Raw genomic sequence first — 24,473 nt, 5'->3', positions numbered from 1 at the left:
CGCCATGAACAACTCCGTAACGAACACCGTCCGGTTGCTCGGGGCGAGCCTCAGGGCCCTCCTCGTGCTGACCCTGGTGACCGGTGTCATCTACCCGCTGGTGATCACCGGCATCGCCCAGGGGCTGTTCCACGACAAGGCGAACGGCTCCGAGATCAAGGCGGACGGCAAGGTCGTCGGCTCGTCCCTGATAGGGCAGTCGTACAACCTGCCGCTGAAGAAGGGGCAGCAGACGCCGGATCCGGACCTGAAGTGGTTCCAGGGCCGCCCGGCCAACGGCCTCGGCACGAACAGCGTCAACACGCAGTACAAGCTGATCCTGTCCGGCGCCACCAACCTGTCCGCCGACAGCAAGGTGCTGATCAAGCAGGTGCAGGACGCCAAGGCCGCGGTCGTCAAGGACAACTCGGTGCCCGGTTACACGGTCAAGCCGTCGGACGTACCCGCGGACGCGGTGACCTCTTCCGGCTCCGGACTGGACCCGGCCATCTCCCCGGCCTACGCCGAACTCCAGGTGCACCGCGTCGCCGCGAAGAACGGCCTGCCCGTCTCCGCGGTGGAGAAGCTGGTCAAGGACCACACCGAGGGCAGGACCCTGGGCTTCATGGGTGAGCCCCGGGTGAACGTCCTGGAGCTGAACATCGCGCTCAAGGACCTTGTGGCGAAGAAGTGACCGCCTTACGCGATCCGCGACGGGAGTCGGCACCCCAGGGTGCCGGCTCCCGCAGGCATGACAGGAAAGGCACACACCCATGACCAGGGTGCTCGTGGTGGAGGACGACCCGCAGCTCGTACGGGCCCTCGTGATCAACCTGCAGGCACGTCACTACGGCGTCGACGCCGCCCCCGACGGGGCCACCGCGCTCCGCCTGGCCGCCGCCCGTCAGCCGGACGTGGTGATGCTCGATCTCGGTCTGCCCGACATGGACGGCGTCGATGTCATCACGGCCCTGCGCGGCTGGACCCGTGTCCCGATCCTGGTCCTCTCCGCCCGTCAGGCGTCCGACGAGAAGGTCGCGGCCCTCGACGCGGGCGCCGACGACTACGTCACCAAGCCGTTCAGCATGGACGAGCTGCTGGCCCGGCTGCGGGCCGCCGTCCGACGCACCGAGGACACCCCGCTGGTCCCCGAGACGACGCTGGTGGAGACGGAGGACTTCACCCTCGATCTGCTCGCGAAGAAGGCCGTACGGGACGGGCGCGACGTACGCCTGACCCCCACCGAATGGCACCTGCTGGAGATCCTGGTGACCAACCCCGGCCGCCTGATCACTCAGAAGCAGCTGCTCCAGGAGGTGTGGGGGGTCTCCCAGAGCAACAAGACCAACTACCTGCGCGTCTACATGGCCCAGCTGCGGCGCAAACTGGAATCGGACCCCTCCCACCCCCGCTATCTCATCACCGAGCCCGGCATGGGCTACCGCTACGAAGGGTGAACATGGCACGCGGCAGGCTCAGGATCTACCTCGGCGCGGCACCCGGCGTCGGCAAGACCTACGCCATGCTCTCCGAGGCGCACCGCCGGGTGGAGCGGGGGACCGACTGCGTCGTGGCCTTCGTGGAACACCACAACCGGCCGCGCACCGAGGTGATGCTGCACGGCCTGGAGCAGGTGCCGCGCAGACAGATGGAGTACCGAGGCGCCACGTTCGGCGAGATGGACGTCGACGCCGTCCTGCGGCGTGCTCCGGCCGTCGCCCTGGTCGACGAACTCGCCCACACCAACGTCCCCGGCTCGCGCAACGCCAAGCGCTGGCAGGACGTGGAGGAGCTGCTCGCCGCCGGGATCGACGTGATCTCGACGGTCAACATCCAGCACCTCGAATCGCTGGGTGACGTCGTGGAGTCGATCACGGGCGTACGGCAGCGCGAGACCGTCCCGGATGAGGTGGTACGGCGGGCCGACCAGATCGAGCTGGTCGACATGTCCCCCCAGGCGCTGCGCCGCCGCATGGCGCACGGCAACATCTACAAGCCGGACAAGGTCGACGCGGCGCTTTCCAACTACTTCCGCCCCGGCAACCTGACCGCTCTGCGCGAGCTGGCGTTGCTGTGGGTGGCCGACCGGGTCGACGCGTACCTGACCGAGTACCGTGCCGAGCACCGCGTCTCCACGATCTGGGGCTCGCGCGAACGGATCGTCGTCGGACTCACCGGCGGCCCCGAGGGACGCACCCTCATCCGCCGCGCTGCCCGGCTCGCCGAGAAGGGAGCCGGGGGCGAGGTCCTGGCCGTCTACATCTCCCGCAGCGACGGCCTGACGTCGGCCTCCCCGAAGGAACTGGCCGTCCAGCGCACCCTCGTGGAGGACCTGGGCGGCACCTTCCACCACGTCGTCGGCGACGACATCCCCGCCGCCCTGCTCGACTTCGCCCGAGGCGTCAACGCCACCCAGATCGTCCTCGGCGTCTCCCGCCGCAAGGGCTGGCAGTACGTCTTCGGTCCCGGCGTCGGCGCGACGGTGGCCCGGGAATCCGGTCCCGACCTCGACGTCCACCTCATCACCCACGACGAGGTGGGCAAGGGCCGAGGACTTCCCGTCCCCGGCAGGGGCGCGCGGCTCGGCCGGACCAGGCTGATCTGGGGCTGGCTGACCGGAATCGCCGGACCGCTGCTGCTGACCTGGCTCCTGAGCAGTGTCATCCCCGACATCGGGCTAGCCAACGACATGCTCCTGTTCCTGACCCTGACGGTGGCGGCGGCCCTGCTCGGCGGCCTCCTCCCCGCCCTGGCCTCGGCGGTGGTCGGATCCGCCCTGCTGAACTGGTACTTCACCCCACCAGTCCACACCTGGACGATCGCCGACCCGCAGAACATCGTCGCCATCGCCGTGTTCTTCGGCGTCGCCGTCTCCGTCGCGTCCGTGGTGGACCTGGCCGCCCGCCGCACCCACCAGGCCGCCCGGCTGAGGGCCGAGTCCGAGATCCTCTCCTTCCTCGCCGGCAACGTCCTGCGCGGCGAGACCACCCTGGAAGCCCTCCTTGACCGGGTCCGCGAGACCTTCGGCATGGAGTCGGCCGCCCTCCTGGAACGCGAGAGCGACATCGCGCCCTGGACCTGCGCCGGCAGCGTCGGCCCCCGCCCCTGCACCACCCCCGACGACGCGGACGTCGACGTGCCCGTCGGCGACCACATGTCACTCGCCCTCTCCGGCCGTGTCCTGCCCGCCGAGGACCGCCGGGTGCTCGCGGCGTTCGCCGCGCAGGCCGCCGTCGTCCTGGACCGCCAGCGCCTGCAGCAGAAGGCCGACGAGGCCAAGGAACTGGCCGAGGGCAACCGCATCCGCACCGCCCTGCTCGCCGCCGTCAGCCATGACCTGCGCACCCCGCTCGCCGGCATCAAGGCCGCCGTCACCTCCCTCCGCTCCGACGACGTCGAATGGTCGCCCCAGGACCAGGCCGACCTCCTGGAGGCCATCGAGGAGGGCGCCGACCGCCTCGACCACCTCGTCGGCAACCTCCTCGACATGTCCCGCCTCCAGACCGGCACGGTCACGCCGATCATCCGCGAGACCGACCTGGACGAGGTGATCCCGATGGCCCTGGGCGGCGTCCCCGAGGACAGCGTGGAGCTGGACATCCCGGAGACCCTCCCGATGGTCGACGTCGACCGCGGCCTGCTGGAACGCTCGGTCGCCAACGGCGTCGAGAACGCAGTCAAGTACAGCCCGCCGGGGGAGCCGGTCCTGGTCTCGGCCAGCGCGATCGCCGACCGGGTCGAGGTCCGGGTCGTGGACCGCGGCCCCGGCGTCCCGGACGAGGCCAAGTCCCGCATCTTCGAACCCTTCCAGCGCTACGGCGACTCCCCCCGCGGCACCGGCGTCGGCCTCGGCCTCGCGGTCGCCCGCGGCTTCGCCGAGGCCATCGGCGGCACCCTCAACGCCGAGGACACCCCCGCCGGCGGCCTCACCATGGTCCTCACCCTGCCGACGGCACCCGGGCGCCGCCCGGAAGAGCCCGACCGCACATCCGCCGTCACGACGTGAGCAGCCGAGCCTCCGAGAGCCTCAGACGACGGGCGGAGCCGTGGCGAACTCCTTCCACATCCGCTGCGTGTCCAGCCGCAGCCCCAGCACGTTACGGCGGTGCACGGCCCTGAGCCCGGCCTCCAGCGGTGAGGGCGGCACCGCAAGGACCGGGCAGGTGGCGTGGGCGAGGCAGTACCGGCTCACCGAAGGCCGCAGCACCCGGTGCAGCCACCCATGCCGCCCAGCACCGACGACCAGAACGTCCTGCTCGCCCTCAGCGATCCGCACAAGCACACGCCCCGGAGCACCCCGGGCGACGAGAGCCTGCAGGGGAAAATCCGGCACGCCGGCGCCGAACACCTCCGTGAGCGCGGTGACCAGCTTCTCCCTCGCCCGGCGCTGCCACTCGTCGAGGATGAAGGAGGCGTACGGGGACCGGCGTGCCTGAAGATCCCCCTCGGGCGGCTCCCAGGTGAGAACCGCCCACAGCTCCGCTTCCCGGAGCCGAGCCTCCTCGGCGGCCCGGCGCAGGGCGGTGAGAGACCCCGGCGAACCGCTGACTCCCACTACGACACGTGGGGCTGGGATCGCGCCGGACTCGGCCATCACATTCACCGTTTCGCACACACGGCCGACGGAGGGTCCCGCCGACGTACTTCCAGGAACTCCCTTCATCTCACTGCTTCTCCAAGACGTTGAACAGCCTGTAGGCGGCTTCTTGGTGGCCTTCTGACGGCCCTTTTCCACACCCTCGGACCGGGGCGTCAGCATCCCGTCAGGGTTGTCCCGATCACCATCAGCATCCCGTCAGGGACGCCGCTAGCCGGGAAGACCGGGCATACCGTTGGGCCCCGGCCCCGGTCCGCCTCCCCGCGTCCGGGGCACCCAGATCCCTCGCTCCCTGCCTGTCGGGAGACACCCCATGGCAGAACTCCGCTACGGCGAAGACCCCGAGCCCTCCGATCCGTCACCGGCCGGACCCCTGCACGTCCCGGTCCGGCGGGGCCCCTCCGGCTGCGCGGCGGGCCGGACGGTTGACGGAGCGGGCGTCAGTAGGTGGGGCCGTAGGGGCTCCAGTGCCCGAGGAAGGGTTTCAGGTCGTCGGCCCGTGGGTTGGGAATGACGGGCAGCCGGGGCGGTGTGTTCAATGGGTCGAGGCGCTCAACGGTGGCTGCTGCCCAGCTGATCCATGCTTCGGCTTCGGTTCTGGTCTGCCCCGGTGGCATGGCCTCGACTCGTGTGCGCGCCGCGCTCACGTACTCGGTCAGTCGGATGGCGTGGCGCCATGCCACTTCCTGTGCTTCGAGGTGCCGGACGCGGTACGCCTCCGCGTACCGGATGCGGGCTTGTTCCATGGCGGCTTCCCAGCGGATGCGCTTCTGACGTGCCGCTTCGGCCTCGTCCTGGCGTCTGCGTTCGGCGGCTTCGCCGCGAAGCGTGACCTCCTGTGCGATCTCGGGGAGCTGCTCTTCGAGGGGACGGCCGGGAGCGTCGGCCCACTCGCTTGCCCGGTGTGGCTGGCCGCCGCTGACGATGAAGCGGAGGCGTTCGGACGGGGTGTAGTCGAAGCGGGGGATTCTGACCCAGGAGTACTTCTTGGCCTCGGCGAGTTCCTTCTCGGTGGCAACGTGCTCGGCCCGGTCCTGCTCCTGGAGGACGAGAAAGCCCACGGGCTGGCCCTGTGCGGTGATGGTGAAGTGAGGATGTGCCCTGCGGCGGCGATGAGACGGGGGTGCGAAGCCGGTCTGCCCGGCCGAGCAGGTGTGTCCTTCGGCCTCGGCAGCGGTGATCAGTGCCTGGATGAGGCGGAGAGCGCGTCCTTGGACGGGCTTGGTCAGGCCGAGCGGCTGCCGTTCGTTCTGCATGGCCCGGATAACGGTGTGCGGCCGAGTGAGCCGCGAGGGCACGGGGACGGGGTCGAGGACGGCAAGACGCCAGGCGGGGATGTCGACGAGCTTGATCTCGTACCCGTCACGGCACCAGCTTCCGTACAGCTCCTTCGTCTCCGGAACCCTTCCGGACCTGCGTGCCGCGGCGACGCGGGACGGCCACTTCTCCAAGCCCGGACCGCTGCCACTCTTGACGATCCCGCCGCCGGCATCCGCGAGCTCGAGCTCTTGCAGCAGCTGCTCGGTGACCGTCACGCGATACTGTGCGGGAGGGCATGGCTTTGGTCTGGCGGCCGGAGCCTGTGCTTGAGTGGCCGGCGGTTGCGGAGCGGCGGCCTGGGTCTTCCGCGTGTGCGAGCCGCGGGGAGGGTACGTGCCGTGTGCCAGGTAGTGCCGGCCGGCGCTCGTCAGGGCGACGCTCCACTGCCCGGCCTTCCGGGAGACCGTGGCCAGGCCCCGGTTGTGCAGTGCCTGGCAGGTGGTCTTGTAGGAGCTGGTCTCCCATACGCCGGCAGGGCACCCGGCTCCCACCCACTGCAACACCGAGAGCTGTCGCTCATTGACCCGCCGTTCCAATGGTCCGCCTTCGACTCGAAGTGACGTACGACGGCGGCATGGTGCCAGTTCCGTTGGCAGGCGACCGGTGCTTCGACTCGATTCGTCCGAACGAGCGGGCTGACGTGGCTGCAAGCCGGATAGACGGAGAACGGTAGGTGGGTGCTGTCCTGCGGCGGGGTCTGACTCCTGAGATGCCTGACCGGAAGTGTCCTGCTCACACTGTGTCGACCACCGGCCGGGGGCGGTGCGTTGCTGGTCTCGGGCTGACCGGGCGTGTCTCGATAGGGGCTTGCCGGACAGGCGTCATCACGATTCTGACCGTCCGCACGGTCCGGTGCCGGCTAGCGATAAGCCGTCGGCCTGAAAGGGAGCGAGCGTGACTGGCACACCATCCGCTTCGCGTTCTCGTCGGCGCCGGCCGGCGGGGGAGGTGGTCCTGGGTGTGGACACGCATCGGGATGCCCATGTGGCCGCGGTGCTCTCCCTGGTGGGGGAAGTGATCGGCACCGCAGAGTTCCCGGCCAGCGCGGCTGGGTACGGAGACCTGCTGGGGTGGGCCAGGGCGTCGGGTACGGTGCGCCGGGCCGGAGTGGAAGGGACCGGTTCCTTCGGGGCAGCTCTGTCCCGCTACCTGCTGGCCCAGGGCGTGGACGTTTTCGATGTGAACCGGTTCGACCGGGCTGACCGCCGCCGGCGCGGCAAGTCCGACCCGCTCGATGCCGAGAACGCGGCCCGGGCGGTGCTGAGCGGGCGAGCGCGCGCCCAGGCCAAGACTGGCGACGGGCCGGTGGAGATCGCCCGGATGTACAAACTGGCCAAGGACTCGGCGGTCAAGGCCCGCACCCAGGCGATCAACCAGCTCAAGGCCGTCCTCATCCGTGCCGATTCTCAGCTGAGGGAGGAACTTGCCGGGCTGGGCAACGCAGAACTCTTCCGCACCTGCGTCGGGCTCGTCGACGACAGTCTGAACCACGAGGCCGACGAAAGGGCGGTGCTCCACGCCACCCACGTCACCCTGGGTCTCCTGGCCCGGCGCATCAGTCAGCTCAGCCAAGAGATCCAGGACCTGGAAGGCCGCCTGACCCGGCTGGTGGAACGCCACGCTCCGCAGTTGCTCGCGGTGGTGGGCATCGGTCCGGATACGGCTGTCACTTTGCTGATCACGGTGGGGGACAACCCGGAACGCCTGGGCAGTGAGGCGTCGTTTGCAGCGCTGTGCGGGGTCAGCCCGGTCGAGCGTTCGTCGGGCAGTCGGCAGTACCGTCGCCTCAACCGCGGCGGCGACCGGAAAGCGAACGCGGCCCTGCACCGGATTGTGCAGACCCGCCTCCGCGTCGACCCGCGCACCCAGGAGTACTAACGAGCGCCGCAGCAAGGAGGGCAAGACCCGGCGCGAGATAGTCCGAAGCCTCAAGCGTTACGCGGCCCGGGAGGTCTTCCACCTGGTCAGACCAGTGCAGTCGTCACCTCCGTTATAGGGGCAGTGCGAAGCAGTGAAGCCCATCCGGGAACCAGCCCCCGACGGGGCTTCTGCTCGGAGCCCTGGGACGAAGCCCCGCCGGAGCGCTCCGGCGGGGCTTCGCCGTGATCTCGACTGTGCTTGCGCGCATGACCGCGTTCGGCTCCGCACACAGTGCGCGCTCCTGCGATGCTCGCGGGACGCTGGATTTGCGATTGCGCCCATCTGGGAGGGGAGCCGTAAGACGACGCAGCCGCGCCGGGAAGCCGACGGGGCTGTTCCAGCCGCTGGGTCTCACCGGATCACTTCAGCCGGGCACCGGGACAAGGCGCTGGAGTACGGCAAGGGCATCTGGATGCGTTACAGCTGCCGACTCATGCAAGCGGTTCGACGGGATTGCCTCCTGGTTCAGACAGGGCGGCGAGATCATCTACCGTCGGCGCCGGTGCGTCATGCTCGGGCGCTGCTGATACGGGCTCGCCGCAGTGGCGCTCCTGCTCGGTGGAGACTGGCGAGTGCTTGCCGGTAGGAGGCGATCAGTCCGGTTTCCAGATAGTCGACTCCCAAGTCCTGGCAGTAGTGGCGGACGATGGGCCGGGCCCTGCGCAGGTGGGGGCTGGGCATGCTGGGGAACAGGTGGTGTTCGATCTGGTGGTTCAGGCCGCCCAGGGCGAGGTCGGTGAACCAGCTGCCGCGTACGTTGCGTGCGGTGAGGACCTGCCGGCGCAGGAAGTCGGGGCGGTCGTTGCCGGTCAGGGTCGGCATGCCCTTGTGGTTGGGGGCGAAGAGGCAGCCGAGGTAGAGGCCGAACAGGCCCTGGTTGACGGCCAGGAACGCGATCGCCATGCCGGGTGGGAGGACGAGGAACAGTGCGGTCAGGTAGGCGGCGGTGTGCCCGTAGAGCAGCGTGCCGTCCAGGGCGCGGCTCTTCAGGGTGCGGTTGCCCAGTGCTCGCGCGCTGGAGACATGAAGGTTGACCCCTTCGAGCAGGAGCAGGGGAAAGAAGAGGAACGCCTGCCGACGGCCGATGATCCTCGGCAGTCCGGTCGCGGCGCGGGCCTGGTCCTGGGACCACACCAGCAGGTCCGGGGCGATGTCGGGGTCGAGGTCCTCGTGGTTGGGGTTGGCGTGGTGGCGGGTGTGTTTGTCCTGCCACCATCCGTAGCCCATCCCGATCGCGGCCCCGGCGATGCGGCCGGCCGTCTCGCTGGGCCGGCGCCGGCGGAAGACCTGGCGGTGCGCGACGTCGTGGGCGAGCAGAGCCACCTGCCCGAACATCACGGCGAGGAACGCGGCGAGCGCCAGGGTCCACCACCCGGCGCCGATGACGACGAACGCGCTCCAGCCCCCGGCGTAGGCGACGGCCACGACGATGGACCGGACGGTGTAGTAGCCGGGGCGCCTGTTCATCAGGCCGGCCTCGGCGATCTTCTTCGACAGGCGGGCGAAATCACTGCCACCTGCGGGGGGAGGCGGGCGACGGCGCGGGGTATGCGTGGTCATGGTCTGGGAGTGTCCTTCCCGGCTGACGGGCCGCATCCGGTCGTGCGGTGTACGCCGGATGCGATGCGGCGGCCGGGTACCCACATCCCTGCCTTCGGACCGGCACCCGATGCTCGTCGGTCGGAGCTCCGGATGTCGCGGGCTTTGACGTAAGGCCCCCACGGAGGGTGGCTGCTGTCGATGAACCTGCCGCGCTGGCAATCGGGGCGAAGCGGCATGACAGGGGTATAGGACACTAGCCTCGGGCCATGGTGACGCGTACCCGGCTGTATCACGACGGCACTCTGGTCCTGGAGGGCTTTCCCGCCAGTGACGTCTCTGCGCATCTCGCTGATCCGGCGTCGGTCCTGTGGCTGGACCTGCACCGGCCCGGAGCCGCTGAACTCACCATGCTCGGTCAGGAGTTCGGCATCCACGAACTGGCTCTGGAGGATGCCGCTCACCATGGACAGCGGCCGAAACTCGACCGCTATCGCACCCACGAGTTCCTCAGCGCCTACGCCGTGACCGTCAGCCCGGACGGTGCGCAACTGACGTACAGCGAGATCGCCGTATTCCTCACCAGCCAGGCCATGATCACCGTCCGCAAGGACGACGGCCTCGACATCGAGGACGTTGTCGCCCGCTGGGACGAGAGCCCGGACCTGGCCGGCCACGGCGTCGGATTCCTGCTGCACGGTCTGCTCGACCATCTCGTGGACGGACACTTCGCCGCGGTCCAGCAGTTGGACGACAGCGTCGAGGAGCTGGAGGGTCTGCTCTTCGCGGCCGGGCGCCGTGAGATCGAAGCCGTGCAGCGCCGGGTTTTCGCACTGCGTAAGTCGCTCGTCCAGCTGCGCCGCGTCGTGCTCCCGATGCGTGAGGTGGTCAACACCCTCATGCGCCCCGGCCTGCACCTGATCAACGACCCTCTCGCCCCGTACTACCAGGACGTCTACGACCACGTGCTGCGTGCCACCGAGTGGACGGAATCACTGCGGGACATGGTGGCCTCGGTCATGGAGACGAACCTCTCGGTCCAGGCCAACCGCATGAACCTGATCATGAAGAAGGTGACGAGCTGGGCCGCGATCATCGCCGTACCCACCGCGATCACCGGCTACTACGGCCAGAACCTCCCCTATCCCGGTTTCGGCCGCGAGTCGGGATTCATCACCTCCGCCGCCGTCATCGTGCTCCTGTCCGCATTGCTGTATCTGACGTTCAAGCGCAAGGACTGGCTCTGACCGGCATCGGCACCGGCGACCAGGTCCCGAAGGCAGGAAACTGCCTGGTCATCCCGGGCTTTTCGGACCGGTGAGCGGAGTAGTGTGAAGACACCGGGAGTTCTTCGCGCACCGGCTCCGCTGCGGGTGCCGTTCCCGGTGATCGACAGCGCCGGGCCGCACCCACGAGCCCGGGGACAGGTTCGCGCCATGGCCGTGACCATTGACCGTACGACATCGAGCAGAGGTGCGTCGCCGCAGCCGGCCCGGCTGTCCCTGACGCCCGCGCCGGGCGGGCTGGACGGTATGTGGTGGCCTCGCTCCCGTGCCTTCACCCGTGAGCTGCCGTCGTTGACGGCCGCATTGGGTGATCTCTGGGGTCGTATCACGGGTGTCACCGTGCACCCGGCCTACTGGCCCGTCCTGCCGCATTGGGTGTCCTACGCCGGGCGCACCGTGCAGGTGGGCTGGTCCACCGAGGAGCAGGATCCCCACAGACTCACTCTTTTCTCCGCTGACGGCCGCCGGGACGTGCTGGTGATTCCGCCGGAAACCGGTGCGGATGCCGCCGCGCAGTTGATGGTCGGCGACGGCGTCGATGCCTCGGCCCGGGAGCAAGCAGCAGACAGGATCGATGCACGAAACAGGGAAGAAGCCTGGGAGGCCGACGGCGGAGCAGGTCGACCGTCGTCCCTGCCCCGGCCCATCGGCTCGGCAGGGCCTTCGCCCGCCGGTCGGCGGAGGTGAGATCCCATGCTCGTCATCGCCGTGGCCGTGCTGCTCGTCCTGATCGCCGTCGGAGTCGTTCTGATCCACCGGCTCAACGGCCAGCACGCCGAACGGATCGCTGCCTTCCACTACAGCGATGTTCTGCCGGGGATCGGGCGTCGGCCCCGGAGGCACCGTCGGTCGGCGGTGGACGCGACCGTTCCGACGCGCCCCACCGCGACGGCGACCGCGGATGACATCGACTTCGGCCCGACCGTGGGCAGTAGAGGAAGGCGCGTCATGGCGATGTTGCGGGACCGGAAGACGTACCGCGAGAGGATCATGCAGGCTCTGTACCAGGCCGCCGAGGGCAATCGCCTCCTGGGTGTCGATGGGGCGAAGCTCCGCACGGACCTGGGTATCCCTGAGCAGGACATGGCCGCTGCCTGTATGTACCTGGCAGGTGAAGGCTGGGTCGTCGTGGACTGGGAGAGGGGCAACACGCCCGCGATGATCACGCTGACGCACCAGGGGATCCGGCAGATGGAGACGGAAGAGGAAGGGCGTGGCTGAGCCGCCGCGTCGGCTTCCTCGGACCGAAGTGAACCCTCGCAAGGATTGCTTACGACGGATTAATCCCTTTGATGTAACCTGGAAAGCGGGTCGGCGCACGCTCACGTGCAATGACCCGGAAGGGCGGCTCCGGCGGGTATACGCCGGAGCCGTTGCCTGTTTCCGCAACCGCGCCCTGCGGCGAAGCGCTCGCGGGAGCGTCGTGCGGAGTACCGTGAGGTAGCAGGGTCGTATCGTGGTAGCACGCCCTGCGGTCGCACTGCTCTCTGCGGACGGGCGGACACCATGGCCGACTCAGACACCCCCGACCTCCCCAGGCTCCTGCCGGACGCCGTCCACCGGTCGGTGCACCCCGGGACGGCCCTGCTGCGGCTGGAGACGACACACGCACGCGAGGGAATCCTGGACGGCGCATGGTGGCCGCGGTCCCGGAACATCGGTGCGGAGCTGCCCTCGCTGATCTCCGCGTTGACCGAGCACCTCGGACCTGTCACCCGGGTCGGTCTGGACGGCAGCGCCTGGGACGAACTGCCGACCCGGGTGATGGTCGACGACCGGGTCGTGCACATCGACTCCTTCCCGGTCGGTGACGACACCGTCCTCCTCACCCGGGGCGACCGGGACCACTTCTCCCTGATGCTGGTCCCTCCGGGCACGTCGCCCGATGCGGCACGCGCCGCGATGGCCAGGGCCGTACGGGCCGACAACGTCACCGAGGCCAGGCAGATCCTCATCGAAACGGGCAGCGACACGCCACCTACGCCGGCCTGACACGTCCGTCGCAGATCGACTCTCCACCGGCCTGGACGCTAGATGCGGGCGAACTCCTCCGTCTGCTGGGCGAATTCCCGGGCCATCGCGGTGCTGACCGTGGGCTTGGTGTCGCAGATCGTGTCCAGGTAGTCGTCGGTGGTGGGGGTGGTCCGGGTTCCGGTGTCGAAGGTGCGCTCGAACTGGGCCTGGGAGACGGTGCGCGCCGCGTGGGCGATGTCGGCGGGGGTGAACCCCTCGCTGGCGGACGCGAGTACCGCGCTGTCGGCCCGTGCGCCCGCTCGGGCCAGGTAGCTCTCCCACAGTGCGGTCCTGGCGGTGTGGTCGGGAGGGCCGATCGGCAGCACGTAGTCGAAGCGGCCGTGCCGCAGGAACGCGGAGTCGAGCGTGGTCACGTTGTTCGTGGCGCAGACGAGCAGCCGTCCGTCCTGGCTTCGGAACCGGACGATCGCCTTGAGCAGTTCGTTGACGACGCCGACAGCGGTCGCGTCCGCGCCACCGCGTTCGCCGGCGACCTCCTCGACCTCGTCGATGAAGACGAGGACGTGGTCGAGCCGGGCGATCTCGTCGAAGCGCCGGTTCAGCCCGGTCGCCAGGCCGTACTCGGCGGCCAGACGGGCGGGGAACAGTTCGAGGAAGGGCCATCCCAGGCGGCTGGCGATCGCGTGCGCGAACGTGCTCTTGCCGGTCCCGGGCGGGCCGAACAGCATCACCGCCCGTGGCGGTTCCACTCCGTGCTGGGCGGCCAGTTCGGGATGGGCCAGCGGCAGGACCAGGCGCCGCTCGATGAGCTGCTTCTCCCGTTGCATGCCCGCGACCTTCTGCCACAGCCCCCCTGGCGGCAGCTCCGCTCCGAGCGAGGACAGCGTGCCGGCCGACTGCGGGGTCACCGGTCCGCGTTTCTCGAAGAAGACCAGCCCGGGGCGGGCGCCGAAGTCGCAGTTGCGCAGGGCGGTGGCACCGGTCTCGCCCTCGGGCAGGGCGGCGTGCACCGCGCGGACGCCGGCGGCGAAGAGCCGTTGCTCAAGGGCGGTGATCAGGGCACTGCCCAGCCCGCGCTGCCGCCAGGTGGGCGCCATGCAGATCCGCAGGATCCATGCCCGTTCGCCCTCCACCCTGCTCACCGCGGCGCCGATCAGCACGTCGTCGGCCGTGGCCACCACAGCCGGGTGGCGGGTCTGGAGGGCCATTACGGCGTCCGAGAGTGGGAAGAGCGGCGGCTCCTCGGTCGTGCCGCTCTGCATGTCGACACGGATCACCGCTTCGAGATCGTCCTCGGTGTAGTCCCTGACCCGCCAACCCGTCATGATCAGCTCCGCGTGTTCGGCCGTACCCCCATCATCAGCCGGTGCCCGGAGGACGCGCGCGACAGGCGACGGTCACGAATCCTCCCTGGTGCCACGGATCGCTCGGGCCGTAGTCGGCTTCACGCCGCGGTGCCGGGCGCGCTGCCTGCCGGGCTGAGGGACGTGTCGGTGCGGCCGGTGCCGGCCGGTGGCGCTGCCGCGGCGGGTGCGGCGGCAGCGGTTTCCCGGGCGAGGAAGGAGCCGAGCTCGCCGATCGTGCTCATGAGGGGGGCCGGGAAGACGACGGTGGTGTTCTGGTCGACACCGATCTCCACCAGGCTCTGGAGATTGCGCAGTTGAAGCGCCAGGGGGTGGGCCATCATGGTGTCCGAGGCGTCGCCGAGCGCGGCTGCGGCCAGGGACTCGCCCTCCGCGTTGATGATCTTCGCTCGCTTCTCCCGCTCGGCCTCGGCCTGGCGGGCCATGGCGCGCTTCATGGTGTCGGGCAGCTGGATGTCCTTGAGCTCGACCAGCGTGACCTGCACACCCCAGTCGACGGTGGTGACGTCGAGGATCTGGCGGATGTCCAGGTTGATACGGTCCGTCTCCGACAGCGTCTCGTCGAGCGTGTGCCGGCCGACGACCTTCCGCAGGGTGGTCTGGGCGATCTGGTTGATCGCCGCGTTGACGTTCTCCACGGCGACGACCGACTTCACGGCGTCGACGACCCGGAAGTAGGCGACCGCCGACACGTCCACGCTCACGTTGTCCCGGGTGATGATGCCCTGGGACTGGATCGGCATGGTGACGACCCGCAGCGACACCCGGTGCAGGGTGTCGACGAACGGGATGATGAACCGCAGCCCCGGGGAGCGTGTTCCGACGAGTCGGCCGAAGCGGAACAGCACTCCCTTCTCGTACTGCTTGACGACCTTCACGGACAGGGCGAGGGCCAGGACGGCCAGAAGGCCGATCACGACGATGAGAACGATCAGGGCTTGCATGTACTGCTCCTCGGGACGAGGACCACGGGGGCGGGGATCCGCCGGTCGAGACCCCTGCATGTGCCTGCGCCGGTTCGCGAGGCAGGGCCGAAACCCGGGAAGGCACCGGTCGGGGCGGCCGTCTCACATGCCGATGACCAGGCGACTGGCGCGATCCGTCCCTGCCGGAACGGCCGCTGAGGCGGGGCCGTCCTCCCCGTACTTCCCTGCCTCGTCGGGTTCGAGTGGCCGGTCGGCGGCGGAGACGGCGTGCCGGGTCTCGTCCGCGGCCATGAGAGCGCTTGCGGTCAGCGGTGGGCCGTCGTAGTCGGACGCGGCCGCCATCAGGCGGGCCGCCGACTTCGTCTCGGTCTCGGGTGGGATGACCAGCAGGTCCCAGCGGCCGGTGCCGTAGGAGAGCAGCAGCAGCTTGTGCGGGTCGATCTCCGGGGTGAACCATCCGACCTTGACGACATGACCGCCCACGGGGATCTCGTGCGGGATGACCGGCCAGTACTTCGGGTTGACGGCGATGCGGGTGATGCGGCCCCACAGAGGGTCCAGCACATCGGTCAGTGCGGGCAGCTCGCTCAGCAGGTCCCGGGAGCGGGGCCACCAGGCACCGTCCAGGAGGCCGCGCGACGGGCCGTCGGTCTTCAGCGCGAGACGCGCGGCCGGGGCTGCGACGGGCTCGTGGTGTGGCAGGAGTTGGTGCAAGGTCGCCGACATGATGCGGACCCGTCTCCGGGCCGCCTTGGCGGCGCCCCGGGTTTCGTCTCTCGCCGAGAACGACCCGGCGTGGAAGCCGGTGTGCGAAATGCCCTCGGTGCTGTCCACGGTACTCCGCACACGCCGGGGCGGTTGTGGAGACGCCGCCGCATTCGGTGAAGCGGCTGTCGATACCGGCGGGCAGTGGGCTCAGGGCGCCGGGGCACGTCGTACGCCGGCTACCGGACCGGTCTCACGCCCGACGGCTCGCATGCCCTGGCCGGCACTCCTTGGCTGTATTGCGCGGGAGGTGTTCCCCGTGTTTCGTTCAACCCGTCGCTCCCCATCGGTCCGCCGGGCGCGGGCGGGGAGTATCCTGGTGATTACCGAGAGCATCTCGTACACCGGCTTCCACGCCGGGTCGTTCTCGGCGATTCATCACAACCGGGCCGGCCGTGACCGGCCCGGGGTTGGGTCCCCGCCATGACCGCGACCATTCCGTTCACACCCGCAGTCGGAGGCCGGGCCGCTTCTTCGTCACCGCTCCGACTCACGCTGGCGCCGACCGGCGCCCCTGCGGCCCTGATCGACGGTGCCTGGTGGCCCCGTTCGCGCAACCTGACGGAGCAGCTCCCGGCGCTCGTCGAATGTCTCGACCGGCTGTGGGGGCGGATCACCCGGGTAGCGGTGAGCCGCACGTTCTGGCCGGTCATTCCGGGGGAAGTGCCCGCGCACGGCCACATGGTGCGCGTCGGCTGGTCCAACGCCGGGCAGGATCCGCACAAGCTGTTGCTGCTGTCCTACACCTTCGGCCGCTGGGACCTGCTGGTGATCCCACCGGAGACAGCCCCGGCCACCGCGGCCCGGCTCATGGCCGCGGCCACCGACCCGTCACGGAGCCTCACGGCGACCGGCCTGATCCATGAGGCCGAACGTTTCCGGGCCGCGGCAGAGGCAGCGGCCGACTCGGACTCACTCGGGGAGGCGGTCTGGGACTCCGAAGGCGGACACGACGCCCCCCACCCCGCCTCACGCACTCCTGACGGACCGGTCACCGGTCACGGGCCCCCACCACGGCAGTAGGAGCATGGGAGATATGGGCACCTTCGTGACGGTGAGCGTGCTGCTCGCGATGATCGTCTTCGGTGTGATCGTGATTCAGCTGTTCACCGCGAGCCACGATGATCGCATGGAGACCCTGACCTCCGGCCGTACCCGGCGGTGGCGGTTCTCGCCATGGCACCGCACGGGGAAGTGAACCCGCTCCAAGGAGGATCGCGGAGCCGCCCCCGCCGGTAGGACTTTCGCAAAGAGCGGCGGGAGAGGAACGTAGTGTGCCGTCGGCCATGTCCATGGTGGTGCGCTGCCGGCTCACTCCAGGAGGGCGAGGTCGTCGGTGGCGCTCCCGCGCCATTCGATCAGCAGGAGCGTCGCATCGTCCGTGGTGATCCCGCCCCGCGCCCGTTGCAGCGCGTGGGAGAGGGAGCGCGCCACCGTCCGGATCTGTTGGGCCGTGGGCTCAAGGTGGTTCACCCACCCGATGAGCTGCTCCTCACCGAATTCCTCACCGCCGACATCGCGCTCCTCTATCAGTCCGTCGGTGAAGCACAGGATCCGGTCGCCGGGGGTGAGAGCCACTTCACTGATCCGGGGCTCGTGACCGCCGAAGCCGACGGGCAGCGTCGTCGGGCCCTCCAGCCGTCGTACGACACGGTGTCCACGGATCAGCACAGGAGCGGGATGTCCGGCGTTGACCCACTGAAGCCTGCCCGTGGCCGTGTTGAGCCGCATCATCTGAGCGGTCACGAAGTGGTCGGGGCCGAACTGCTCGGTGACGGCCCGGTCCATGAACGTATAGATCTCCGACAGGCCGACGCTGATGCGCCGGGCATGCCGGTAGGCTCCGATGACCACCGTGGCCATCGTGGCGGCGTCCAGTCCGTGGCCCATCGCGTCGACCATGGCCACATGCAGGACATCGCCGTTGAGGGCGTAGTCGAAGCTGTCGCCGGCCACGTCGTAGGCGGGTTCCAGCATCCCGGCCAGCTCGACCCGGGGCGTGGACATCGCCAGCGGTGGCAGCAGCGACCACTGGATCTCCGCCGCCACACTCATCGGTTCCCTGCGGCGCAGCCGGAAGAACAGATCGGTGTAACCGTGCTTGGTCACCAGCATGTCGGCCACGAGCGAGGCGAGCCTGCGCAGCAGCCGTCGCTCGTCGTCGTGGAGGTGGTCCAGGGTGACGGCCAGGACGCCCACCTGGTCGCCACCGTCCAGCAGGGGCATATACACCCGTACACCGCCGGCCTGCGGCACCTCGACGGGACGCGCCTCCTGGAAGGCACGACCGGCATCGGAGCCGTCGATCGGCTGCGGTTCCCCGGCTGCCAGCCCGTCGCCCGGCAGGGGGACGAGCCACACCTGGCCGTAGTCCTGCAGGAAGAGCGAGGTCTCGCGGCCGTCGAGCATGCCGATCTGCCGTGCGACGAGCGGACCGAGCTCGTGCGGCGGCAACTCGTGCCCCTGGTCCAGCAGGACTCCCAGAAACTCCTCCCCGAAGCGCTCCGACCGGGTGGAGCCTTCCGCGGGTCCTTGCCGCTCACCGCCCGTCATCGCCGTGGTCCCGGGGGACGTTCGGGCGGATCCTCACGAAGGTGCTGTGCATACGAACTCCCGACGGAGACTCACGGGCCGACGCGGTGGGGAACTTCCGCCCGGACCGTGGGGGCCGATCCACCGACTCCCCAACGAGTCGGCCGTGTGCTCGTGCGGCGAGGACCGACACAACGGCCACCGGTCGGCCCGCGTCCGAACGGCGGCGGCTGGCCGGCACCGGCGGCGGCCTCAGGCGGATCGACCTCTCCGCCGTCGTCGTCCGCCGCCGCGAACATCTTGGTGGGGTCCGCGCCGTCTGCCGGCCTGCCCGCAGCATGGATCACTACCCTGCAGGGCAACCGACCCCGCCTACCAGTAGTGGCGTCGACCGGCGACGGCGTGTCCCATCGCGCCGAGGATCCACAGGATGGCTCCGACGACCAGCAGGATGATCCCGATGGTCCACAGGATGGACAGGCCGGTGAGGAAGCCGACGACGAGCAGTATGACGCCCAGGATGATCATGATCTCTCCTTCGGGGAGTGGTGTCGGCGCGCCCGCGAACCGCGGTGGGCCGCAAGGGCGTCGGCGGGAACGGCCGATCTCCTCCTTACTCCACGCGGTGTGGTCCGTGGCGGCTGACCTGTAGGCGGACCTCGGCGGGCATGTCGATGAGGCCGGTGGACCGACGCGCGGTGCCGATCGGGCCTTCGCACAGGGCACCGAGAGTGGCGCCGGGCGTGCCCTCGGGGGTGAGGGTGAGCTTGATGCGGGTGTGATGGCGGCCCGGTCGGCCGGTGATGAGTACGGCCGCATGGCCTACCCCTGGCAGGGCACCGGCTTCGTTCGCGATCGCTTCGCTGAGTGCGCGGTCGCGCAGTTCGACGCCCTCCTGCGGGGGTGTGCCGCCGACGGGTAGTGAGCCGGGGCGGTGTCGGCTCAGCTGGGCGAGCAGCCACCACAGGGCGAGCAGGGCGGTGAGGACGAGGGCGGCGATGACCGCGGGCCACCACCACCAGCCCTGGCTGCTCCAGCGTGCCCGGTCGGCGGAGCCGAGCAGGACGTCGGCCGGGGTGGTCAGGGGCCAGCCGGCGGGTGGGGCCAGATCGTGCCGCCGGTAGAGGTCGAGCCCGGCGAAGAGGATGAGCAGTCCGCCGCCGAGGAGGACCAGTCCGGCGAGGGCCAGCAGAGTGCGGTTGAGGGCGGATCGCGGCGTCATGGCGGGCTCCGGTGCTGCGGGTCTTGTGTCAGCGGGTGCGTCGCCGCGCCCGTACGGCGATGCGGGGAGGACGGGCGAGGGCGAGCCGGTCGCGCTCCTCGTCGAGGACGGCGGTGAGGTCGTCCTTCACCTGTCGGGGGTCTCGGAAGCGGACGTCCGCGCGGGCTTTGATGCGGTGGCGGCCCACCAGGACGTGCGCCGCGCCGACTCCGGGGACCCGCATGGCGGCGTCGCGCAGCAGGACGGCGGCGCTGTTGCGGTCCACGAAGGCCCGCAATCGCGGGCAGCCGGCGGGTGAGCGCAGGGGCAGCCAGCGTCGCTGACCGGGGGTGAGGGCCAGGACGATCAGCCAGACGCCGACGGCGGCGGCCACGGCGGCCCCCGTCAGCATCCACACGTCGTCCACCGGGCGGGTCGCCAGTTCGTCGGCCAGGTGCCGTCGCCAGGCCGCGGCCGGACGTCCCGCCCGTACGGCGACGACGTCGACGAGCGTCGCGACCGCGGCCACGAGGATCACCGCGGCGACCAGCGCCGCCGTGACGCTGCGCGCCGACCACTTGCGACGGGTTCGGTGCCCTCCTTCGCGCTCACCGGCTGTGAGGTCCGAGGTGGACACGTCGCGTTCGGGAGGATCGGGCTCCTTCGTCAGCGGCACTGCGCCACGGTGCCCGGACGACGCGGAGCCGCGGCCCGGGGGACGTGGACCGGATGTCATCACGATCGCCCTTCCTGCACGGCGTGCCCGGTGACCCGGGCCGCCCGGCCGCTCACCGGACCCGCCCCCGGCTCGAGTCGGTGGCGGTCACCAGCCGCCGGACGGTGAGGAGGACCTCTCCCACTCGCAGCCCGGTCAGCTGGGCGACCCGTTCGGCGACGTCCCGCTGGATCCGCTCGCATACACGCGGGATGTCGGTGGGGTAGGGCAGGTCCATGGTCAGATGCAGGCGCACCGATCCGGTACGGACGGCGGCGGAGGCGTGGGGTGCCGCAGGTCCGCCCCGATCGGGCGGTACCGCGGCGCGCCGCGCCTGCGCCGCGCGCGCGGCCTGCGCGGCGATACGGGCGACCACCCTGTCCGGGATGACGGTGGCGCCCCGCTCGGCCGGGGGCGGCAGCCCGGCGGCCGGCGCCGGCGGGCCCGACCCCTCACCGGGGGAACCGGGCCGGGTCTTCACCGCTGCCTCCGTGTCCGGAGGTCCAGGTCGCCCTGTACGACGAGGCCGACGATCAGCCCCGCCGCGCCCAGGACCAGCACCAGCAGAAACGCCCAGAAGCCGCCGAAGTAGCCGGCGAAGCCGAGGGCCATACCGGCCGCGAGTCCCGTCGTTGCTGTGTTCATCTTGCACTCACCCGTCTCGCGAGTGTCCCTCCCGCCGTGATCATCCGCTCGTGCCCGAGGACACGGCGGTGCTCCCGGCAGCGGTCACCTCACGCGGCCCTCGTCCGGTCCGGTCTGTTCCTCCTCGTCGTCGGGCAGGTGGACGTCGTCGACGGCGATGTTCACCTCGACGACCTCCAGGCCCGTCATCCGCTCCACGGCGCTGATGACGTTGGTGCGTACGCCGCCCGCGACGTCGACGATGGAGACGCCGTACTCGACGACGACGTCCAGGTCCACCGCGGCCTGCCGTTCCCCGACCTCGACCTTGACGCCGCGGGTGACCGCTCCGCCTCCGCCTGCGCCGGGGACGTGTTCCCGCATGGCGCCGAAGGCGCGGGCCATCCCGGCGCCCAGGCTGTGGATGCCCGGTACCTCGCGGGCGGCCATGCCCGCGATCTTGGCCACCACGCCGTCCGCGATGGTGGTCCTGCCCCGTGTCTCGGCCGGAGCCCCGGCCCCGGTGCGGCCCTTGAGCGCGCTCACGCCTGTTTCGGGCCGGCTGCCCCCGCCGACGCTGGTGATGTTGTCCGTCATGGCGGTCGCCTCGATCGGTCGGCCGGACACCGGAATGGTGCCCGTCGAAAGTTGGACATATCGAGCGGCGGAGTCCTCACGTGCCCTGGTATGTGATGTGCATCACATCTCTTTTCGGGGGTACACGGTCGTTCCGAGCCTGCGTGGGAGCGCCATGATCGAACGCACTGCTTCCCCACGACTGGGGTGCGACCTGCCCGACCGTCTGCTGGCGGTGCGGGCGGCCGAGGGAGACGAGGACGCCTTCGCCGTTCTCGTCCAGCGGCACAGCCGCTCCCTCCTGACCCTGGCCCGCTGCATGCTGGGCAACCCCCAGGACGCCGAAGAGGCCGTCCAGGACGCCTTCGTCAGTGCCTGGCGCCACCTGCCGGAATACCGCCACAGGGCGGAGTTCCGCACCTGGATGTACCGGATCACCGTCAACCGCTGCCAGACCATGTGCCACCGCCGGCCGCCGCCCCTCCCCCTGGACACCGTCGCCGAACCCGCGGCGGGCGACGCGTGGAGCCAGCCCGCCCGGACCGCCGAGCAGGACGCGGCCACGGCCGCCCTGTCCCGCGCTCTCGCCGAGCTGGACGCCGGACAGCGGGTCTGCTGGATCCTGAGGGAGGTGCAGGGACTGCCCTACAAGGAGATAGCGCACGTGACGCGTACCGGCGAGCAGACGGTACGCGGCAGACTGTTCAGGGCACGCCGATCCCTGCAGGAGGCGATGGGCCCATGGCGCTAGACGACCCGCACACGCGGCCTCCCGAACCGCCCGGAGCCGACGGGCCCCGCAACGGCTGGGCCGCCGCCGACGTGCCCCCGATCGCAGGCGATGAGGTACTGCCCTGCGGCCGCCTGCTCAGCCGGGTCTGGGAACAGGCGCGGGACGCACCACCGGCCGCGGACCCGCACCCGGTGTCCTGTCCATACTGCCGAGAGGCGGTTGAGGGACTGGCCACGGTGAACGCGGCCGCCCGGACGCTGCGCGACGAGGACCCTCCGGGCCTGCACGCACTCGCCGACCGGGTCATGGACGTCGTCAGGGCAGAGGTCCGGTTCGGGCGGCTGCTGCCCCTGGCCGACCCCGACCGGGACCTGCGGATCGCCGAGAGCGCCGCGGCGAAGGTGCTGAGGCGGGCCGCGGACACGGTCCCCGGTGCCAGGGCCGCGACCTGCCGGCTCGTACCCGAGGGCAACGGCACCGACGTGCGGGTGACCATGACCCTGGCCGCCGCCCTCGACCGCCCGCTGCCCGACCGGGTCCACCAGGTACGCCGATCGGTCCTCCACTCGGCCGGACAGGACCTGGGGCTCACGGTGACAGCCGTCGACATCACCGTGGCCGACGTACTGGAACCGGGACCGACCCTCGGTCCCCGCCTCCCGACGGGCGGTGGCGCATGATGACCGGCGTCGGCACCACCGCGCTCCCCGGCGTCGCGGCCGAGGCAGCCCTCGCGGTTCCTGGCGTGGCCGCCCTGCAACCCCGCCTCGCCCGGCGCCTCGCGGCAGCCGCCGCGCCCACCCGGGCGGACACCACGCCGCCCGAGGCCGGCGTACGCGCCGACCGGGCGCCGGACGGTTCGGGATGGCACATCGAGGTGCGCTGCGTCCTGACGGAGGGTCGGCGGGCGCTGGACATCGCCCGAAACGTCCACGACCGGGTGACAGCCGCCCTCGTCACCCACCTCGCCACCCACGGTGCCGCGGAGCCGGTCACCGTCGCGGTCACGGTGACCGGTATCGCCGCCTGGCGCGACGCGGCATGAGCGGCGGCGCGGGCGCAGGCCCCGCGAACCGTCGTTCGGCAAGCAGCAGGTCGCCGACCGTGGGAGCGCTGCTCCCGTCCGGAAGTCCTACATGGGCGGTCGCGGGCTCAAGCCTCGATGCCGGCGACGATCCGGCCCTCGTGCGGGGTGACCGGCTGTGCGTTACGGGTACGCGGGGAGGCGGCCGACCACGGCAGCGGGAGAGATGAGGGTCGCATGCGTACTGTCCTCGGCAGCCGCCCGCCTGCCGCCATGCGCGACGGCCCACTGCGGGGCCGGGTCGCTGTGGTCACGGGGGCGGCGCGCGGCGTCGGCGAGGCACTGGTGCGGCGCCTGTCCGCGGAGGGCATGCGGATCGCTCTGCTCGGTCGTGAGGAGGAGACGCTGTCCCAGGTGGCGGCGTCACTGGCCGTCATGACCGTCTGCATCGAGGCGGACGTGACCGATCAGGCCGCCCTCGACAGGGCTGCGCGGCAGGTCGAGGAGCGGCTCGGACCGGCCGGCGTCGTCGTGGCCAACGCCGGCATCGCCGTCGGCGGCCCCTTCACCCGCACCGAGGCCGAGCTGTGGCGACGCGTCGTCGACGTCAACCTGGTCGGGGCGGCGAACACCGCCAGGGCCTTCCTTCCCCAACTCACGCGGACCGGAGGTTACTTCCTCCAGATCGCCTCGACCGTCGCGTTCGGCTCCGCTCCGATGATGAGCGCGTACTGCGCGTCCAAGGCAGGCGCGGAGTCCTTCGCCCTGGCGCTGCGCGGTGAGGTCGCCCCCGAGGGGGTCGCCGTCGGCATCGCCTACCTGCACTGGACCGGCACCGACATGATCGCCGGATTGGACGAGCACCCGGTGCTGAGAGTCCTCCGTCGACACCAGCCGCCCTTCGCTCGGCGGGTCCACAGTCCCGCACAGGTGGCCGACTGGCTCGCCACCGGCATCACACACCGTGCCCGGAGCATCTACGCGCCCCCGTGGCTGCGCTGGTGCCAGCCCTTGCGGCCGCTCTTCCCGTTCGTGGTCGGCTGCATCGCCCGACGCGAACTGCGGGAGGGATCGACCGACGAACTCGGGGCCGAGGCCGACGTGCTCGGGGCGGGCGGCCGTGCCGACTGGATGTCGGTCAGGCCCGAGACCTGACCCACGACGGGGGCCGGAGGCGTCCAGAGGGTGTCCGACAGGCCGTGCGACGTCCGCGCATGCTGCGATCGTAGAGCGAGAGCCGGCCGGACCGGCCGATCAGAACGCTCGGTAACACGCCGGAAGCAGGAGACTCGGCCCCGGGGAGACCGTAAGGACATGCCCGGGCCCCTGCCGTATACGGACGCGGTGCACTGCCCGGGGAGTGGTTTCCCAGGGCGGAAGCGGCCGTAGAGCCCCCAG

At 70.5% G+C, this 24,473-nt stretch carries 26 protein-coding genes and 2 pseudogenes; 15 read left to right on the top strand and 13 right to left on the bottom strand.

Annotated features, from left to right (window positions below):
- Positions 1-4 precede the first annotated feature (4 nt).
- From ACZ5NH_RS25935 to ACZ5NH_RS25925, 3 genes are all read left to right on the top strand, one after another.
- Complete coding sequence (locus tag ACZ5NH_RS25935) at positions 5-673, top strand: potassium-transporting ATPase subunit C (RefSeq protein ID WP_468778421.1); 669 nt, start codon at positions 5-7, stop codon at positions 671-673.
- A 79-nt stretch (positions 674-752) separates the two neighbouring features.
- Positions 753-1,436, top strand: coding sequence for a response regulator (locus ACZ5NH_RS25930; protein WP_468778420.1), 684 nt, complete (start codon positions 753-755; stop codon positions 1,434-1,436).
- 2 nt (positions 1,437-1,438) lie between these two features.
- The gene (locus tag ACZ5NH_RS25925; protein ID WP_468778418.1) at positions 1,439-3,985 is read left to right on the top strand and encodes a DUF4118 domain-containing protein; all 2,547 of its coding nucleotides are present in this window, start codon (positions 1,439-1,441) and stop codon (positions 3,983-3,985) included.
- Between the two features lie 21 nt (positions 3,986-4,006).
- Here ACZ5NH_RS25925 and ACZ5NH_RS25920 read toward each other — a convergent pair whose 3' ends face one another.
- Positions 4,007-4,573, bottom strand: a complete 567-nt coding sequence (locus tag ACZ5NH_RS25920) for a universal stress protein (protein ID WP_468778416.1) — start codon at positions 4,571-4,573, stop codon at positions 4,007-4,009.
- A gap of 316 nt (positions 4,574-4,889) precedes the next feature.
- On the opposite strand from ACZ5NH_RS25920, the pseudogene ACZ5NH_RS25915 reads away from it, so the two are divergent.
- Positions 4,890-4,991: pseudogene (locus tag ACZ5NH_RS25915) on the top strand (SAV_915 family protein); the annotation flags it as partial.
- A gap of 25 nt (positions 4,992-5,016) precedes the next feature.
- Here ACZ5NH_RS25915 and ACZ5NH_RS25910 read toward each other — a convergent pair.
- The gene (locus tag ACZ5NH_RS25910; protein ID WP_468778415.1) at positions 5,017-6,111 is read right to left on the bottom strand and encodes a hypothetical protein; all 1,095 of its coding nucleotides are present in this window, start codon (positions 6,109-6,111) and stop codon (positions 5,017-5,019) included.
- Positions 6,112-6,790: 679 nt separating this feature from the next.
- Between ACZ5NH_RS25910 and ACZ5NH_RS25905 the strand changes: the two are divergent.
- A pseudogene (locus tag ACZ5NH_RS25905) lies at positions 6,791-7,892 on the top strand (IS110 family RNA-guided transposase).
- Positions 7,893-8,323: 431 nt separating this feature from the next.
- On the opposite strand, the gene ACZ5NH_RS25900 reads toward ACZ5NH_RS25905, so the two are convergent.
- Complete coding sequence (locus tag ACZ5NH_RS25900; RefSeq protein ID WP_468778414.1) at positions 8,324-9,376, bottom strand: fatty acid desaturase family protein; 1,053 nt, start codon at positions 9,374-9,376, stop codon at positions 8,324-8,326.
- 248 nt (positions 9,377-9,624) lie between these two features.
- Between ACZ5NH_RS25900 and ACZ5NH_RS25895 the strand changes: the two genes are divergently transcribed.
- The 4 genes from ACZ5NH_RS25895 (at position 9,625) to ACZ5NH_RS25880 (ending at position 12,633) form a co-directional block, all read left to right on the top strand.
- Complete coding sequence (locus ACZ5NH_RS25895; RefSeq protein WP_388767759.1) at positions 9,625-10,602, top strand: magnesium transporter CorA family protein; 978 nt, start codon at positions 9,625-9,627, stop codon at positions 10,600-10,602.
- Between the two features lie 138 nt (positions 10,603-10,740).
- Positions 10,741-11,328 carry a DUF5994 family protein gene (locus ACZ5NH_RS25890; protein WP_468778412.1) on the top strand — a complete coding sequence of 196 codons (588 nt, stop codon included), beginning with the start codon at positions 10,741-10,743 and terminating at the stop codon, positions 11,326-11,328.
- 261 nt (positions 11,329-11,589) lie between these two features.
- Positions 11,590-11,862, top strand: a complete 273-nt coding sequence (locus ACZ5NH_RS25885; protein WP_067247669.1) for a hypothetical protein — start codon at positions 11,590-11,592, stop codon at positions 11,860-11,862.
- Between the two features lie 285 nt (positions 11,863-12,147).
- On the top strand, positions 12,148-12,633 hold the full coding sequence (locus ACZ5NH_RS25880; RefSeq protein ID WP_385167948.1) for a DUF5994 family protein: 486 nt from the start codon (positions 12,148-12,150) through the stop codon (positions 12,631-12,633).
- 38 nt (positions 12,634-12,671) lie between these two features.
- Here the strand turns inward: ACZ5NH_RS25880 and ACZ5NH_RS25875 are convergent, their stop codons facing one another.
- From ACZ5NH_RS25875 to ACZ5NH_RS25865, 3 genes are all read right to left on the bottom strand, one after another.
- Positions 12,672-13,940 carry an ATP-binding protein gene (locus ACZ5NH_RS25875; protein ID WP_468778409.1) on the bottom strand — a complete coding sequence of 423 codons (1,269 nt, stop codon included), beginning with the start codon at positions 13,938-13,940 and terminating at the stop codon, positions 12,672-12,674.
- Positions 13,941-14,059: 119 nt separating this feature from the next.
- Positions 14,060-14,923 carry a slipin family protein gene (locus ACZ5NH_RS25870; RefSeq protein ID WP_385167944.1) on the bottom strand — a complete coding sequence of 288 codons (864 nt, stop codon included), beginning with the start codon at positions 14,921-14,923 and terminating at the stop codon, positions 14,060-14,062.
- Between the two features lie 123 nt (positions 14,924-15,046).
- On the bottom strand, positions 15,047-15,739 hold the full coding sequence (locus ACZ5NH_RS25865) for a DUF5994 family protein (protein WP_468778408.1): 693 nt from the start codon (positions 15,737-15,739) through the stop codon (positions 15,047-15,049).
- A gap of 354 nt (positions 15,740-16,093) precedes the next feature.
- Here ACZ5NH_RS25865 and ACZ5NH_RS25860 point away from each other — a divergent pair, with 354 nt between their 5' ends.
- Positions 16,094-16,693 carry a DUF5994 family protein gene (locus ACZ5NH_RS25860; protein ID WP_468778406.1) on the top strand — a complete coding sequence of 200 codons (600 nt, stop codon included), beginning with the start codon at positions 16,094-16,096 and terminating at the stop codon, positions 16,691-16,693.
- 13 nt (positions 16,694-16,706) lie between these two features.
- The gene (locus tag ACZ5NH_RS25855) at positions 16,707-16,868 is read left to right on the top strand and encodes a hypothetical protein (protein WP_350834311.1); all 162 of its coding nucleotides are present in this window, start codon (positions 16,707-16,709) and stop codon (positions 16,866-16,868) included.
- Between the two features lie 113 nt (positions 16,869-16,981).
- Here ACZ5NH_RS25855 and ACZ5NH_RS25850 read toward each other — a convergent pair whose 3' ends face one another.
- The 7 genes from ACZ5NH_RS25850 to ACZ5NH_RS25820 form a co-directional block, all read right to left on the bottom strand.
- Positions 16,982-18,223, bottom strand: a complete 1,242-nt coding sequence (locus tag ACZ5NH_RS25850) for a PP2C family protein-serine/threonine phosphatase (RefSeq protein ID WP_468778405.1) — start codon at positions 18,221-18,223, stop codon at positions 16,982-16,984.
- Between the two features lie 351 nt (positions 18,224-18,574).
- Positions 18,575-18,730, bottom strand: a complete 156-nt coding sequence (locus ACZ5NH_RS25845) for a DUF6131 family protein (RefSeq protein ID WP_099054839.1) — start codon at positions 18,728-18,730, stop codon at positions 18,575-18,577.
- An 85-nt stretch (positions 18,731-18,815) separates the two neighbouring features.
- Positions 18,816-19,424 carry an alkaline shock response membrane anchor protein AmaP gene (locus tag ACZ5NH_RS25840; RefSeq protein WP_468778402.1) on the bottom strand — a complete coding sequence of 203 codons (609 nt, stop codon included), beginning with the start codon at positions 19,422-19,424 and terminating at the stop codon, positions 18,816-18,818.
- Positions 19,425-19,452: 28 nt separating this feature from the next.
- Positions 19,453-20,079: a DUF6286 domain-containing protein gene (locus tag ACZ5NH_RS25835; RefSeq protein WP_227025780.1), complete on the bottom strand. Its 627-nt coding sequence runs from the start codon at positions 20,077-20,079 to the stop codon at positions 19,453-19,455.
- A 112-nt stretch (positions 20,080-20,191) separates the two neighbouring features.
- Positions 20,192-20,599, bottom strand: coding sequence for an Asp23/Gls24 family envelope stress response protein (locus ACZ5NH_RS25830; RefSeq protein WP_030645373.1), 408 nt, complete (start codon positions 20,597-20,599; stop codon positions 20,192-20,194).
- Positions 20,596-20,763, bottom strand: coding sequence for a hypothetical protein (locus tag ACZ5NH_RS25825; protein WP_030645371.1), 168 nt, complete (start codon positions 20,761-20,763; stop codon positions 20,596-20,598). Before ACZ5NH_RS25825 ends, ACZ5NH_RS25830 begins: the two co-directional genes overlap by 4 nt.
- 84 nt (positions 20,764-20,847) lie before the next feature.
- Positions 20,848-21,339 (bottom strand): Asp23/Gls24 family envelope stress response protein, encoded by a 492-nt coding sequence (locus ACZ5NH_RS25820; protein WP_030645369.1) that lies wholly within the window; start codon positions 21,337-21,339, stop codon positions 20,848-20,850.
- A 154-nt stretch (positions 21,340-21,493) separates the two neighbouring features.
- On the opposite strand from ACZ5NH_RS25820, the gene ACZ5NH_RS25815 reads away from it, so the two are divergent.
- The 4 genes from ACZ5NH_RS25815 (at position 21,494) to ACZ5NH_RS25800 (ending at position 24,230) form a co-directional block, all read left to right on the top strand.
- Positions 21,494-22,069, top strand: coding sequence for an RNA polymerase sigma factor (locus ACZ5NH_RS25815; protein WP_225101756.1), 576 nt, complete (start codon positions 21,494-21,496; stop codon positions 22,067-22,069).
- Positions 22,060-22,731, top strand: coding sequence for a hypothetical protein (locus tag ACZ5NH_RS25810; RefSeq protein WP_030645365.1), 672 nt, complete (start codon positions 22,060-22,062; stop codon positions 22,729-22,731). Before ACZ5NH_RS25815 ends, ACZ5NH_RS25810 begins: the two co-directional genes overlap by 10 nt.
- A complete protein-coding gene (locus tag ACZ5NH_RS25805; protein WP_468778400.1) occupies positions 22,728-23,096 on the top strand; it encodes a hypothetical protein in 369 nt (122 codons plus the stop codon). Before ACZ5NH_RS25810 ends, ACZ5NH_RS25805 begins: the two co-directional genes overlap by 4 nt.
- A gap of 216 nt (positions 23,097-23,312) precedes the next feature.
- Entirely contained in the window at positions 23,313-24,230 is a 918-nt protein-coding gene (locus tag ACZ5NH_RS25800; protein ID WP_468778398.1) for an SDR family oxidoreductase, read from the top strand.
- Positions 24,231-24,473 lie beyond the last annotated feature (243 nt).

Source organism: Streptomyces sp. NPDC031426, from assembly GCF_055581585.1.
This window is presented reverse-complemented; position numbering and strand designations above follow the sequence as displayed.

Bases quoted from the DNA above. Each gene is read 5' to 3' on its own strand.
- ACZ5NH_RS25935 (WP_468778421.1), top strand. From the start codon at position 5: ATGAACAACTCCGTAACGAACACCGTCCGGTTGCTCGGGGCGAGCCTC.
- ACZ5NH_RS25930 (WP_468778420.1), top strand. From the start codon at position 753: ATGACCAGGGTGCTCGTGGTGGAGGACGACCCGCAGCTCGTACGGGCC.
- ACZ5NH_RS25925 (WP_468778418.1), top strand. From the start codon at position 1,439: ATGGCACGCGGCAGGCTCAGGATCTACCTCGGCGCGGCACCCGGCGTC.
- ACZ5NH_RS25920 (WP_468778416.1), bottom strand. From the start codon at position 4,573: ATGGCCGAGTCCGGCGCGATCCCAGCCCCACGTGTCGTAGTGGGAGTC.
- ACZ5NH_RS25900 (WP_468778414.1), bottom strand. From the start codon at position 9,376: ATGACCACGCATACCCCGCGCCGTCGCCCGCCTCCCCCCGCAGGTGGC.
- ACZ5NH_RS25895 (WP_388767759.1), top strand. From the start codon at position 9,625: ATGGTGACGCGTACCCGGCTGTATCACGACGGCACTCTGGTCCTGGAG.
- ACZ5NH_RS25885 (WP_067247669.1), top strand. From the start codon at position 11,590: ATGGCGATGTTGCGGGACCGGAAGACGTACCGCGAGAGGATCATGCAG.
- ACZ5NH_RS25880 (WP_385167948.1), top strand. From the start codon at position 12,148: ATGGCCGACTCAGACACCCCCGACCTCCCCAGGCTCCTGCCGGACGCC.
- ACZ5NH_RS25875 (WP_468778409.1), bottom strand. From the start codon at position 13,940: ATGACGGGTTGGCGGGTCAGGGACTACACCGAGGACGATCTCGAAGCG.
- ACZ5NH_RS25870 (WP_385167944.1), bottom strand. From the start codon at position 14,923: ATGCAAGCCCTGATCGTTCTCATCGTCGTGATCGGCCTTCTGGCCGTC.
- ACZ5NH_RS25860 (WP_468778406.1), top strand. From the start codon at position 16,094: ATGACCGCGACCATTCCGTTCACACCCGCAGTCGGAGGCCGGGCCGCT.
- ACZ5NH_RS25855 (WP_350834311.1), top strand. From the start codon at position 16,707: ATGGGCACCTTCGTGACGGTGAGCGTGCTGCTCGCGATGATCGTCTTC.
- ACZ5NH_RS25850 (WP_468778405.1), bottom strand. From the start codon at position 18,223: ATGACGGGCGGTGAGCGGCAAGGACCCGCGGAAGGCTCCACCCGGTCG.
- ACZ5NH_RS25845 (WP_099054839.1), bottom strand. From the start codon at position 18,730: ATGATCATCCTGGGCGTCATACTGCTCGTCGTCGGCTTCCTCACCGGC.
- ACZ5NH_RS25840 (WP_468778402.1), bottom strand. From the start codon at position 19,424: ATGACGCCGCGATCCGCCCTCAACCGCACTCTGCTGGCCCTCGCCGGA.
- ACZ5NH_RS25825 (WP_030645371.1), bottom strand. From the start codon at position 20,763: ATGAACACAGCAACGACGGGACTCGCGGCCGGTATGGCCCTCGGCTTC.
- ACZ5NH_RS25820 (WP_030645369.1), bottom strand. From the start codon at position 21,339: ATGACGGACAACATCACCAGCGTCGGCGGGGGCAGCCGGCCCGAAACA.
- ACZ5NH_RS25815 (WP_225101756.1), top strand. From the start codon at position 21,494: ATGATCGAACGCACTGCTTCCCCACGACTGGGGTGCGACCTGCCCGAC.
- ACZ5NH_RS25810 (WP_030645365.1), top strand. From the start codon at position 22,060: ATGGCGCTAGACGACCCGCACACGCGGCCTCCCGAACCGCCCGGAGCC.
- ACZ5NH_RS25805 (WP_468778400.1), top strand. From the start codon at position 22,728: ATGATGACCGGCGTCGGCACCACCGCGCTCCCCGGCGTCGCGGCCGAG.
- ACZ5NH_RS25800 (WP_468778398.1), top strand. From the start codon at position 23,313: ATGCGTACTGTCCTCGGCAGCCGCCCGCCTGCCGCCATGCGCGACGGC.